This window comes from Nonomuraea marmarensis, from assembly GCF_043197025.1.
Taxonomy (GTDB): Bacteria; Actinomycetota; Actinomycetes; order Streptosporangiales; family Streptosporangiaceae; genus Nonomuraea; species Nonomuraea marmarensis.
On record NZ_JBICRM010000009.1, the window covers coordinates 1 to 13,024 of the forward strand.

Consider the following 13,024-nt stretch of genomic DNA (forward strand, 5'->3'; position numbering starts at 1 on the left):
TGGCCTACCACTGCCAGCAGGCGGTCAATAACGGGACACTCAGTGTCACCGTCTCCTCCGGCCGGAGCCCCTTCATCTACCCCCACCGCCACACATGGCTCGTCGGGCTGGGGCGAAGCCCCATTAGTTGTTGTGTCCCGCAACGTCGAGTGCAACTAGCCTTGCCTCGTGACGGTTTTCGATGACCTCGTGGGGCAGGACCAGGCGACAGCCGTGCTGTCGCGGGCCGCGGCAGCGGCTGGGGAGGTCGTCCGGGGTGGGCGGGGCGCGGGCATGACGCACGCCTGGCTGTTCACCGGGCCGCCGGGCGCCGGACGCGAAGACGCCGCCCGGGCCTTCGCCGCGGCGCTGCTGTGTCCCGACGGCGGCTGCGGGCACTGCGACCAGTGCCATCAGGTGCTGATCGGCTCGCATCCCGACCTGGAGTCCGTACGCCCTGAGGGCCTGTCCTACAGCGTCAAGCAGACCCGCGAGCTGATCCTCCGGGCCGCCGGGGCACCTAGGCAGGGCCGGTGGCGGGTCATCCTGTTCGAGGGCGCCGACCGGGCCACCGAATCCGCCGCGAACGCCCTGCTCAAGGCCATCGAAGAGCCGCCGCCCCGTACCGTGTGGCTGCTTTGCGCGCCCGCTCCCGACGATCTGATGATCACCATCAGGTCGCGCTGCCGGCTGGTCAACCTGACCACACCTGCCACGGAGGCCGTCGCCCATGTGCTGGCCACTCGTGACAGCGTGCCGTGGGAGACGGCGACGTTCGCCGCTCGGGCCGCCCAGGGGCACATCAGCAGGGCGCGGGCGCTGGCGATGGACGAGGGGGTCAGGCGGCGGCGGGAGGCCGTGCTGAGCATTCCGCGTTCGCTGACCGGGGTGGGGGAGTGCGTTTCCGCGGCCGAGCGGCTGGTGAAGACGGCGGAAGAGGAGGCGGCCGCCGCCACGGCCGTGCTCAACGAGAGCGAGACCTCCGAGTTGCGCAAGCTGTATGGGGAGGGGTCCACCGGCAAGGGGCTCAACCGGGGGCTCGTGCGCGGTGGGGCCGGGGCCTTGAAGGAACTGGAGGACCGGCAGAAGTCGCGGGCGACCCGGATCAAACGGGATTCGCTGGATTCGGCGTTGCTGGTGTTGGTGTCGTTCTATCGGGATGTGCTGGCCATGCAGTTCGGGGCAGGTGTCGAGCTGGCCAATGATGACATTCGGTTCGATCTCGATCAGCTGGCCAAGGCGTCCACGCCTGAGGAGACCTTGCGGCGGATCGACGCGATCATGTTGTGCAGGGAACGGCTTGGGCTGAACGTCAATCCGCAGATGGCGGTTGAGGCGATGATGCTGGCGCTGCGGCCTTAGCTTGCCGGCCCCTCGTCGCCCGAATCGTTCAGTGAACATCCGGGTCCGGCGCCTTCACTTTCGGCGGGTGTACACACGTAATGTGGCAACGGAAGGCCGTAAGAACCCCCGAGGCCGTCAGGAGGCGAGCGCTAGCCCATGGGAATGATCATGGCCGTGAGCTTCACCCGCTATGGGAGGCTCTACTACCTCGATCCCGGCGGGCACAGCCCCAAGGTGGGCGACAAGGTGCTCGTGCCGACCGATTCGGGTCCCGAGGTGGCGGAGTGCGTGTGGGCGCCGCAATATACGAGCGAAGACATCGACGGACTGCCGGTGTGCGCGGGGCCGGCGGGTGAGGAGCATCTCTCCCGCGACGAGTCCAACAAGCGCCGGCGGGCCGAAGCCCGCAGCGTGTCCAAACGTCTGATCAAACGGCACACCCTGCCGATGAAAGTCGTCGGGGTCGACTATCTCGACCAGGACAACGTCTATACGGTCTACTTCTCGGCGCCGCACCGGGTGGACTTCCGTGCCCTGGTGCGCGACCTGGCCCGCAACCTCCGGGCCAGAGTCGAGTTGCGGCAGATCGGGCCCAGGGACGAGGCGCGGCTTCAGGGCGGCATCGGGCCCTGCGGTCGCGACCTGTGCTGCGCCACGTTCCTCAAGGACTTCGAGCCGGTCTCGGTGCGGATGGCCAAGGATCAGGATCTTCCGGTCAATCCGCTGCGGATCGCGGGCGCGTGTGGGCGGCTCATGTGCTGCTTGAAGTACGAGCATCCGCTTTATCAGGAGTTTCGGGCCTCGGCTCCTCGGGTGGGGGCGAGCGTGGAGACTCCGCAGGGGGCGGGCACGGTGGTGGGTCACAATGTGCCGTCCGACTCCGTGGTGGTGCGGCTCAACGACGGCGGGCGCCGGTGTGCGTGCTCGAAGGCCAGCGTGTGCGCGCCGCGCAAGGCTTACGACTCGACGTACGGCGACGCGGGCGGGGATCCGGCCTAGGACGGGCGGTTTGGAAGTCGTGGATTCGGCTTAGGGCGGGCGATCTGGCGGGCGTGGCGGCCTTGCCTGCTGCCGAAGGCGTGTGGCGGCGGGTCGGGGTCGTTGCGCGGCTTCGGGAGGGTGCCGTTGTCGCTGCGATGATGGTGATGCTCGTCTCTGGTTGTGCGCGTGGTGTCGCTGGCGGCCTGGCTTGGTCCGGCTGTGGTGATGGGTTCGAGTGTGCGACGTTGCGGGTGCCGCTTGACTATGCGGTGCCTGATGGGGAGCGGCTGGAGATCGCGGTGATCCGGTTGCCTGCCCGTGGGGATCGGATCGGGTCTTTGGTGGTCAATCCGGGTGGGCCCGGTAGTTCGGGGGTGGAGTATGCCAGGGCTGCTCGGGTCGTACTGAGTGAGGAGGTGCGGGAGCGGTTCGATGTCGTGGGGTTCGATCCGCGCGGGGTCGGGGCGTCGGCGCCGGTTGAGTGCCTGAGCGATGAGCAACTCGATGCGTTCGTTGCCCTGGATGCCACTCCGGATTCGGCCAAGGAGCGGGCGGCGCTGGAGGAGGGGGCGCGCGGGTTCGCGGAGGGGTGCCGGAACCGTTCGGGGCGGTTGCTGGCGCACCTGGGCACCGTGGATGTCGCGCGGGATCTGGATTTGTTGCGGCAGCAACTGGGGGATCAGAAGCTGACTTATCTCGGTAAGTCGTACGGCACGTTCTTGGGTGCTGTGTATGCGGATATGTTCGCTGATAACGTGCGGGCGCTGGTGTTGGATGGGGCGCTCGATCCGGCTCTCTCCCGGTTGCGGCTCAACTCGGATCAGGCCGTGGGCTTCGAGGAGGCCCTTCGCGGTTACGTTCGGAATTGTCTGGCCGAGGAGGGATGTCCGTTCAGGAGTCGTACTGTTGACGAGGCGTTGGGCGAGGTCAGCAGGCTGCTACGCGGCACGGACGGGCGGCCGTTGCGGGGGGACGGGCGGGAGGTGACGGAGGCGCTGGCCAGGCTCGGCGTGCTGGCCCCGCTCTATGACCGCAACTCCTGGCCTGCGCTGACCGAGACCTTCCGCCGGGCGTTCAGGGGTGACGGCACGCTGCTGCTCCACAACGCCGACCAGCTCACCGGGAGGCGCGACGACGGCACCTACTCCAACCAGACGGAGGCCAACATGGCCGTCAACTGCGTGGACGGTGCCTATCCCGCGAACGTCGCCGCCTACGGGAAGGGCGCGGCCGAGTCGTTCGGGCGGGCGCCCCGGTTCGGGCCGTACATCATGTGGTCGTCGCTGCCGTGCGCTTACTGGCCCGCCTCGCCGACCTTCGACGCCCGCCCTCTGACGGCCGAGGGCGCTGCCCCCATCCTCGTCATCGGCACCAGGCGGGACCCGGCCACGCCGTACACGTGGGCTCGGGCGCTGGCGGGGGAGTTGGAGTCGGGGGTGCTGCTGGGGTACGAGGGTGACGGCCACACCGCGTACCTCAACGGATCCTCGTGCGTGGACGATGCCGTGGACCGGTATTTGCTGACGGGAGCGGCGCCGGCGGACGGCACGATCTGCCCTGGCATCGGGTGATCGCCGGGGAGCGAGAACCCCTTGGGCTCCTGTAGACTCTTCCACGCTGCACAGCACGCCGCCTTAGCTCAGTCGGTCAGAGCACTTCACTCGTAATGAAGGGGTCTGGGGTTCGAATCCCCAAGGCGGCTCCCAGTTCAAAGGCCCCTCGCGATGATCGCGGAGGGCCTTTTGCCAACACTCTTGCTAACAGGCGCACCGCGCCGGGGCTCGCCAGCTGGACCAGGAGTGCCATGCAGACGTGCTGCTCGCCGTCGTAGCCGGGGAGGCGCCGTGAACCGTCCAAATGCTGACTGATCTAACCAACGAGCTGGGATTGCGCACTCGGTGCTAGAGAGTCGACGACAACGCTGGCCAGCAGAGCGTACGGTGACAGGGCTGCGGACGAGCCTCCCCCATTTGGCCTGGGTCGTCTAGAATTGGGCATCGCTTGAAGCGGGGGTGGTTTCCAGGTTGACCTCCAACATAGGGAATCAATCATGGGAGTGGCCCGTCGCACTCGATGTCGACGAACAGCTTCGCGGCGGATGGCGGGCGCGACCTTTCCGGCAATTCCTTCTTAAAGTCCATAGCCGCTGCAACCTGGCTTGCGACTACTGCTACGTCTACACCTTGGCCGACCAGAGCTGGCGGGGCCGGCCGATGGTGATGGATCCCCAACTGGTTTCCATCGCCGCCCAGCGGATCGCCGAGCACGCGGCTGATCATGACCTCCCCTCTGTGCGCGTGGTCCTGCACGGGGGCGAGCCGCTGCTGGCGGGTCACGACTACCTCGCGAAGATCGTAGACGTGGTGCGGTCGGAAGTGGGGCCAGGGTTGCGGGTCGAGGCGGTGCTGCAGACGAATGCGGTGCTGTTGGACGAAGCCGCGCTGGCGTCGTTTGACGCGATGGACGTGCGGGTGGGGGTGAGTCTTGACGGTGGCCCCGGGGAGAATGACCGCAATAGGCGGTTCGCCGATGGACGGGGGAGCTATCAGGCAGTCGTGCGGGGGCTGACGTGGCTCACCGGCGAAAGGTTCCGTCACCTGTTCAGTGGGCTGTTGTGCACGGTCGATCTGATCAACGATCCCATCGAGACGTATGAGGCGCTGAGCGCTTTCGATCCTCCGACCATGGACTTCCTGCTGCCGCACGCGACGTGGGACACGCCGCCGCCAGGATTACGCCGGCCCGCGACGCCGTACGCTGATTGGTTGATCCCGATCTTCGATCGGTGGTACGAAAGCGGTAGCGAGAGCGTAATACGTATATTTCAGGAAATCGTGAGCTTGCTGCTTGGCGGCGGCTCGGCCAGCGAATCCGTGGGCCTGACGCCGTCCACGGTCGTCGTGATCGAGACGGACGGCACCATCGAGCAGACGGATTCTCTCAAGGCGGTACGGCAGGGCGCCCCGACGACCGGGTTGAACATCGTGGACCATTCCTTCGACGAGGCGCTCCGGCATCCCGGCATGGTGGCGCGGCAACTCGGTTGGGCGGCGCTGAGCGACACGTGCAAGGCGTGCAGGTTCGGGCGAGTGTGCGGCGGCGGGCTCTACACGCACCGCTACCGCTCGGGCGAGGGCTTCAAGAACCCGTCGGTCTACTGCAATGATCTGTATCGGTTGATCGATCACATTCGTGAACGCCTCATCGCCGACCTTCGCGGCTCGGCTCGCTGAGGGGAGCGCCATGCGGCTCAACTCGTACGCCATTCCCCAGGATCTCCTTGACCGGCTGGCGCGAGGGGGAGGCGGTGCGGAGGCTGCCGAATATCTGGCCGCGGCGCAATACAGCAAGAACCTGCTGCTCGTCAGAGGGGTGGCGGAGGAAGGGCAGGTCGAGGAGGCCTACGACCAGCTCGCGGAGATCGCCGGACAGGCTCCCGAGGTGGTCCGGGACCTGATCGGCTATCCCGCGGTCGGCGCGTGGGCCAAGAGGACTCTGCGGGAACTGGTCGCCGGGCAGGCGGAACCGCTGGCCGCGGCGCAGCTTGGTGCGGTCGCCGCAGCGGCGGCCTGCCGGGCGGGGCTCCGGCGGCGGATCCGGGTTCCCGCATCGGGCGGGGTGATCACGTTGCCCTCGCTGGGACAGCTCATCCTGCCGGCAGACGAGGATCGGCTCGTCGAGCTGGAAACCGACTGGAAGGGGCTTGCCGGTGCGACCGGGTGGACCTCGCTGCATCGGCTCACCTCCGCCGACGGCGCGATCGAGCTGGTCGTCGACGACCTGGATCCCTACCGCTGGCCGGGCCCCACGGTGATCGAGGGACGGCTGCCGCCCGACGACCTGCGCCGGTGGCGGAGCCACGTCGTCGCAGCCTGGGAGCTGCTGAGCGAGCGTCACTGGACGATCGCCGCTGAACTGCGCGCGATAGCCAGGGTCCTCACCCCCATCAGGGCGGCCCAGAGTGGCCGGGACAGTGCGACGTCCCGCGGCACCTTCGGCACGGTGGCGCTGTCCACCCCGCCCGATCACACGTGGCTCGCGTCGACCTTCGCCCACGAGCTCCAGCACGCCAAACTCAACGCCGTCCTCGACCTGGTGGATCTGACGCTTCCGGACGAACGGCGCTACTACGCGCCCTGGCGTGGCGATCCGCGCCCACTGCCCGGCCTCCTGCACGGCGCGTATGCGCACCTCGGCCTGGCCGGGTTCTGGCGCCGCCAGCGCGAGTTCGAGCAGGATCTACGTCCCCACATCGAGTTCGCACGCTGGCGCGCGGCCGCACTGGAGGTGACGGGGACCCTGCTCGACAGCGGGAGGCTGACGCCGGCCGGCGTGCGATTCACCGGGCGGCTGCGCCGTACCCTGTCCTCCTGGATGGGCGAGCCGGTGCCTCCCGCGGCCGCCGACGCGGCGGCCCGAGAAGCCGACGAGCATCGGGCGAGCTGGTTGGCCAGGAACGGCGTCACAGAGACAGCGGATCGAAGTCCCAGTCGATCCGCTCGCCCTTGAGTGCGCTGGCCATGTCGGGCGTGGAGATCCGAGAGATCCGCCGGATGTTGTTCATGATCTCCGCACGCAGCGCGTCCGCCTCCTCCTCGGCTCCGCTGTCGCGCAGGTCGATGGCGAGGTTGACGGCGCCGAAGGTGGTGAGGAAGTGCTCCTTGCCGAAGAACCCGCGCAACCGGGCCAGGCTCTCCTCGCCCAGGCGGCGAGCGGTGTGGCTGTCGCCCAGCGCGGCGTAGTCGGAGGCCAGGTTGACGGCCACCATGAGCGTGTACTCGTGATCGGTGCCGAGGCGCGTGAGCAGGCCCTCGTACGCTTCGGTATTCTCCTCCCGCGCCCGGTCGGCGTCGCCGCGAAGCCGGTGGAGGAGCGCGAGGTCGCCCTGGCAGCCGAAGGTGAACGGGTGCCGCGGGCCGTAGATCGCGTGATACCTGGGCAGGGTGTCCTTGACGAGGGCGAGCGCCTCATCCAGGCTGCCCGCCTCGCGCAGGCTGTTGGCCAGTGCGATCGCGGTGGCCATGGTGTCGGGATTGTCCCGGCCGAAGAGCCTTTCCAGGCGGATGAACGTCTCCTTGGCCAGTTCCAGCGAGGCGGTGATGTCGCCGGCGCAGCGCCTGGCGATGGACAGGTCCTTGGCCGTCTTGAGCACGATGGGATGCTCTGAGGTCAGCTCTCTGAGCCCGTAGGCGTACACCTCCTCGCCCAGGTCGCACGCCTCCTCGTAGGCGCCGCAGAGCCGCAGCACCTGTGCCAGGCCGTTCCAGGCGTTCTGCACGTCCCACTTGCCGACCCCATGGGTCGCGCCGCTCATCTCCAGGTAGGCCAGCTTGTGCAGGTCGCGCGCGGTGATGTAGTCGCTGAGCAGGGCGTGGTCGAGCGCGAGGTTGTTGAGCAAGCGCAGAGTCACCGGATGGGTCGGGCCGAAGACGCGCTCGAAGGCCGCCAGCGATTCCTTGTCCCGCTGCTGCGCGGCGCCGAAGTCGCCCAATGCGCGCAGAGAGGCGCCATAGGAGTTGGCCACGCCGAGGGTGTCCTCATTGTCCGGGCCGAGCACGCGCTGCATCATCGTCAGCGTCTCCGCGTTGAGCAGGCGGGACTCGTCGTACTCGCCGAGCTGCCAGAGCACGTTGGCCAGATGCCGGCGGATCCGCAGCACGTCCGGGCTCTCCGGCCCCGAGGTCGCCGTCCAGGTGTCGCGGAGCTGCTCGGCGAAGGTCCTGGCCGAGCGGTAGTCGCCCACGCGGTACAGGAAGCGGACGAGCGTGACGCAGAAGGCGCGGGGATCGGCCTCGGCGCAGTCGGCCAGGCCGGACGGCTCGAAATGGGGAAGCAGCTCGCGGAAGGCCCGCCACCTGGTGGTGTCGTCGGGGTCGACGGGCGCGCCACCGGCCAGCAGCAGGTGCACCTCGTGCCGGATCTCGCCGCGCTCCTCCTCGTCGACCGAGTCGCGCAGCAGGGCCTGGATGAGGCGGTGCACCTGGACGGTGCCGGCGGTGGAGTCGACTTTGAGCAGCGCGAACCGGTTGAGCTCGCCGAAGGCCCGGCTCAGCAGCAGCGGGTCCGACAGGATCGGGCCGATGCGCACCGCGCCCTGGGTCTTGTTGCCGCGGCGGAACAGGTCGCGGGGGATCGGCTCGGGGCCGAAGAAGGCCAGGCACCGCAGCACAGTGGCGGCTTCCGGCATGCGCTGCTCGATCGCCTGGACCGACAGTTGCCAGGCCGCGGTCATCGAGTGGGGGTATTCGGTCGCCTTGCCCAGAGCCAGCAGCCCTCGCGTCTGCTCGCGCAGCGCCTCGATGTACTCGTCGGTGGACAGGCCCGTCGTGAGCTGGAGCGCCGCCGCCTGCTCGAGCGCCAGAGGAAGGTCGCCGAGGGCCAGCGCGAGGTCGTTGGCCTCGGCGTACGGGATCTCGCGTTCGAGGCGCTTGCGGAGGAACTGGATGCTCTCCTGCCGCTCGAAGACGTCCACCGCCACGCTCTCGCTGGCCGCGCTCCAGCGGATGTTGCGCGAGGTGATCAGCACGTGTCCCGGCCCGCCGTCCGGGAGGAAGTCCTTGATCGCCTCGGGCTCGTCGGCGTTGTCGAAGATCAATAACCATCTGCTGTACGGCTCGCCGCGCTGGAGCGCTCTGCGTACCGAGGCCGCCGCCTCCTCGATGCCCACCGCGCTGGCGGGCGGGCAGCTGAGGTCGACGGCCAGCCCCGCGAGGGCGGCGGGCACCAGCGCCGGCTGGTCAGCCGACACCCACCACACCAGGTCGTACGATCCGCGGAAGCGCCAGGCGAACTCTGTGACGAGTTGTGTCTTGCCAACCCCGCCAAGGCCGTGCAGGGCCTGAGGGATGGGCGTGTGTGCCACGACGGCGGCGGTGGTCGCGAGGCGCAGGCTCGCTCTCAGCTGATCGAGCAAGTGATCGCGTCCGGTGAAGTTCCGGTTGCGGGCTGGGATCTTTCCCCAGATGTTGGGCATTCGAATCGGCCCGTGCTCGTTGACCTGCTCGCTCACGTGGTCCTCCGGCAATGGTGCTCAGTATTCACATCTTATAGATTGATTCCGGCGAAATGCCGACGCAGAATCGCGTAAGGGAGCAAATCGTACGGCTGCTAATTACGGGTGACCGAAAACCGGGAGAATGTATGGACGAAGAGAGCTCGACCGGCATCATCGACCTCAGCGCCGTAGACCTCGATGCGCTCAAGAACCTCCGATCCCCGGCGCTCAGGAGGGCCTACCTGCGGTTAGCCGAAGATCCGGATGATCTCACCGTCGCCGGCTGGAACTCGGCCATATAATCATATCGATTGTGACAATTCTCCATCTGCCATCGGACGGTGCGCGAATTCCTGGCAGAATCGCGGCAATGGGGCGAGACACGGTGATGGAATCCAGCGGCAGGTCGGTCCCGGATGTGCGGCCGTACGTCAGCGCGCGCGCCTACAGCAGAGAAGACGACGCCCGCTTCTTCGGCCGCGAGACCGAGGCCGCCGAGGTGGCCGCCCGCTGGCGCGCTGATCCGGTCACCATCGTGCACGGTCCTCGTGGCGTCGGTAAATCCTCGCTGATCGCCGCCGGAGTCCTGCCGCTACTCGATTCCTACAGCGCCGACGTCATGCCGATCGGCCGGGTGTCACGCCGATCATCGGTACCCGCCGCGCTCGCCGACGGTGGCAGAAACCCCCTCGTGCTCGCACTGCTGTCCTCGTGGGCCCCGCGCGAGGCACCGACGAGCCTGTCCGGGCTGACGGTCGCCACTTTTCTGCGGGGGCGGCCCCTGCGGCTGGACGCCTCGGGCGCACCGGTGCCGATCATGGCGGTCGTCGACCAGGTCGAGGAGTTGTTCACCGCCCATGACCGGCAGCGCTGGCATTGCGAGCAACTGCTCGAGCAGCTCTTCGCCGTTCTCGACAGCGACCTGCCCTTCCGCCTGCTGATCGCGGTTGACGACGACCATCTGGACGAGGTCGTGCGGCGCAGCCGCGCGACCACACCCCCGTACCGGCTGGGTCCACTCGGGCGCGAGCAGGCCATTGCCGTCTGCCGAAGACCCATGGAGGAACTCGGCCACACCTTCGCCCCCGGGGTCGCCGAGAGACTGGTCGACGAACTGGCCGACGTGACCGGCCAGGTTGAGCCGCTGTTGCTGCAGATCGCCTGCACGGCACTGCTGAGCCCGCCACAGCCCGCGCTGATCACCGGGCTCGGCCGCCCCGACGAGGCGATCGCCGCCTACTGCCAGCGGCAGCTCGAAGAGGTCGCCGTCGACTATTTCCATGCCGACCCGGAAAAGCTCCGTACCCGCCTGCGCGAGACCTTCGACTCGGTGGAGGTCGTGACGGAGATAGCCGGTCTCCCAAGGCCGGTGCTGAAGGGGCTGGCGGACCGCTATCTGCTCGCGAGGGTGCCCAGCGCTTCCGGCTGGCGAATCTGGCACGAGCGATTAGTCACTCCTTTGTTTCGGGGCACTGACCTCCCCGGCGTCCGGGTCCCACCGCGCGCGGACGCGCGTCTGCGTCTCGCCGAGTCCGCGCTGCTGGACGGCGAGTTCGACGTGGCCGCCCGGCACGGAGGGCTGGCGTTACGCGAGGCGCGGCACGACGGTCGGCTGAGCGCCGCCATCGAATCCATGCTCGGCGATGTGGCCTACCTGAGCGACGACCTCGACGAGGCCTTGGTCCACTACCGCAAGGCCACTCAGTTATACGTGGCGGAACCGGGTGCGGAGGTGCTCGTGGCGACCCTGCTCACCGCTGTGGGCCGGGTCCTCCTCAGGCAGGGCAGAACGAGTGCCGCCATCAGCGAGCTGCGGGCGGCCGCGCGGCGCAGCCCGCACGATTCCGCCATCCAGACGGAGCTGGCCTGGGCGCTGTGGTACGGCGGCCACGAGAGCGGGGCAGTCGACGTACTGGACGGCGCACTGATGATGGAGGGGAACGCACCCGAGGCCCTGCAGGCACGTGGCGAGATCCTCTCCGACCTGCAACGGCCCGACCGGGCGCTGCGCGACCTGGAGCGGGTACGCCCACTCCAGCAACCCTCGACCCGGGCCGCCTACGCGCTGGCCCTGGCGCTGAGCGGCGACGTGCGCATGGCGGTGCTGGCCATCCCGCCCATGGAGACGGTCCAGGACGGCTCGACGCTGCTGCGCGCCGCTCGCGTGATGGAGGCCGCCGGCAACCACGACGAAGCGGTACGGCTGGCGCGCAGGGCACGGCAGAGCACGACCAGCCCGCTCCTTCCGCCGCGACTGGCCGCCGAGGCCGACCGGTTGAGTGTGACCGAGACTCACACCCGTTGACGACCATGCAGGTAATGCCCTGCACAGGGGAGTCAATCATTTAGTCTCTGACAATGCAGCCGCCGTTACCCCACCGCCGCGGACCAGGGGACACTGTGTCCGAGCCCAGGACGGTAGGAGTGGCGGTGGAATCCAGACGGAGCCCTGGTGGCTTGACTTCGCTGGTCGCCACGAATCTTGCCTTTCGGCGATCCTGGACGGCATCGACGTTGTCGATGATGGGCACGCGCACGCTGAGCGTGGCGTACCCGATGCTCGCCATCACGCTCACCGGCTCGCCCTCGTGGACCGGCTGGGTGGTGTGCGCCGCGACGCTACCTGGCCTGCTGTGTTACCTGCCGGCGGGGACGGTTGTCGACCGGCTCGGCCCCAGGCTCGTCATGACCTGGTGCGAGCTGGCCAAAGGCCTGTTGATGGCCGTCACGTGTGGCGCGTTGCTCCTGGGCGGCCTGGAGATCGGGCATCTGCTCGTGATCGCCTTCGCCGAGGGGTGCCTGGCGGTGTTCTCGTCGGTCGCGGAGATCGCGCTGATTCCGGCGGTGGCCCGCCCGGCGGAAGTGGGCACGGCGCTCGCCGTACATGAGACCACCGTGCACGCCGTGGGCCTGACGGGGCGGTCGTTGGGCGGGGTGCTCTACGCCTGTGGGCCGGCGGTGGTCTTCCTGGCGAACGCGGTGGCGTTCCTTTCCGCGGCGGGCACAATGGCGCGCACGCCGGTACGGGAGACGCCGGTCCGGCCTGTCAGGCTGTCGCTCATGGACGAGATCCGCGTCGGGCTGAGGGAGATCTGGGGCAATGATTTCCTGCGCTCCGCGACGATCCTGACCGCGTTGATCAACCTGGTCGTGCAAGCGCTGACCGTGGTGTTCGTGACGCATATGACGCAGACGCGGGAGAGCCCGGCGTTGATCGGTGTCATCCTGGCGGCTGCGGGCGTGGGCGGGGTGGCGGGCGCGCTCATCTCGCCGCAACGCCAGCGGATCGCCGGGAAAGTGCCGGCCTACCGGCTGGCCGAGTGGATCGGCCTCACCCGGCGGGGTCGCTCGATGCTGCTGGTCCACACCTGGATGTGCGCGGCGGCGCTGCTGCTGGCCCTGACCACTGCACTCGCGCCGAGTGCCTTCGCGCTGGCACTGCTCATGATCGGCCTGGCGGGCGGTCTGAGCAACGTGACGATCCGTACGGTGATCAGCCGGGTGCCGGCGGACAAGCTCGCTCGGGTGGCAGGCGTTTCCCGGCTGGTCAGCTACGGCGGAGGGGCGCTCGGTCCGCTACTCGCCGGCTTGCTCTACGCATCCGCGGACGTATGGGTCACCGCGGCCACGCTGACCGTCGCGATGTTCAGTCTCGCTTTGGCCGCTACCGTGGTGCGGCCGTTCAGAAAAGGGCTTTCGCCCGGGTGGCCCCCGCAGAAAGCCTGA

Annotated in this window: 9 protein-coding genes and 1 tRNA gene; 9 read left to right on the forward strand and 1 reads right to left on the reverse strand. The window is 68.4% G+C overall.

Features of this window, described 5'->3' with window-relative positions; all coding sequences use genetic code 11:
• Positions 1 to 168 precede the first annotated feature (168 nt).
• From ACFLIM_RS16630 to ACFLIM_RS16655, 6 genes are all read left to right on the forward strand, one after another.
• A complete protein-coding gene (locus ACFLIM_RS16630; RefSeq protein ID WP_393166212.1) occupies positions 169 to 1,341 on the forward strand; it encodes a DNA polymerase III subunit delta' in 1,173 nt (390 codons plus the stop codon).
• 144 nt (positions 1,342 to 1,485) lie between these two features.
• Complete coding sequence (locus ACFLIM_RS16635) at positions 1,486 to 2,322, forward strand: PSP1 domain-containing protein (protein WP_393166800.1); 837 nt, start codon at positions 1,486 to 1,488, stop codon at positions 2,320 to 2,322.
• Between the two features lie 233 nt (positions 2,323 to 2,555).
• Positions 2,556 to 3,875 (forward strand): alpha/beta hydrolase, encoded by a 1,320-nt coding sequence (locus ACFLIM_RS16640; RefSeq protein WP_393166214.1) that lies wholly within the window; start codon positions 2,556 to 2,558, stop codon positions 3,873 to 3,875.
• A gap of 57 nt (positions 3,876 to 3,932) precedes the next feature.
• Positions 3,933 to 4,006, forward strand: a tRNA-Thr gene (locus ACFLIM_RS16645).
• 322 nt (positions 4,007 to 4,328) lie between these two features.
• A complete protein-coding gene (locus ACFLIM_RS16650) occupies positions 4,329 to 5,537 on the forward strand; it encodes an FxsB family cyclophane-forming radical SAM/SPASM peptide maturase (protein WP_393166216.1) in 1,209 nt (402 codons plus the stop codon).
• 10 nt (positions 5,538 to 5,547) lie between these two features.
• A complete protein-coding gene (locus ACFLIM_RS16655; protein WP_393166217.1) occupies positions 5,548 to 6,813 on the forward strand; it encodes an HEXXH motif domain-containing protein in 1,266 nt (421 codons plus the stop codon).
• Here the strand turns inward: ACFLIM_RS16655 and fxsT are convergent.
• A complete protein-coding gene (gene fxsT, locus ACFLIM_RS16660; RefSeq protein ID WP_393166218.1) occupies positions 6,767 to 9,313 on the reverse strand; it encodes an FxSxx-COOH system tetratricopeptide repeat protein in 2,547 nt (848 codons plus the stop codon). The two genes, ACFLIM_RS16655 and fxsT, sit on opposite strands and share 47 nt — an antisense overlap.
• A 131-nt stretch (positions 9,314 to 9,444) precedes the next feature.
• On the opposite strand from fxsT, the gene fxsA reads away from it, so the two are divergent.
• From fxsA to ACFLIM_RS16675, 3 genes are all read left to right on the forward strand, one after another.
• Complete coding sequence (fxsA, locus tag ACFLIM_RS16665) at positions 9,445 to 9,600, forward strand: FxSxx-COOH cyclophane-containing RiPP peptide (RefSeq protein ID WP_393166220.1); 156 nt, start codon at positions 9,445 to 9,447, stop codon at positions 9,598 to 9,600.
• Positions 9,601 to 9,668: 68 nt separating this feature from the next.
• On the forward strand, positions 9,669 to 11,603 hold the full coding sequence (locus ACFLIM_RS16670) for a tetratricopeptide repeat protein (RefSeq protein ID WP_393166221.1): 1,935 nt from the start codon (positions 9,669 to 9,671) through the stop codon (positions 11,601 to 11,603).
• A gap of 53 nt (positions 11,604 to 11,656) precedes the next feature.
• Positions 11,657 to 13,024 (forward strand): MFS transporter, encoded by a 1,368-nt coding sequence (locus ACFLIM_RS16675; protein ID WP_393166223.1) that lies wholly within the window; start codon positions 11,657 to 11,659, stop codon positions 13,022 to 13,024.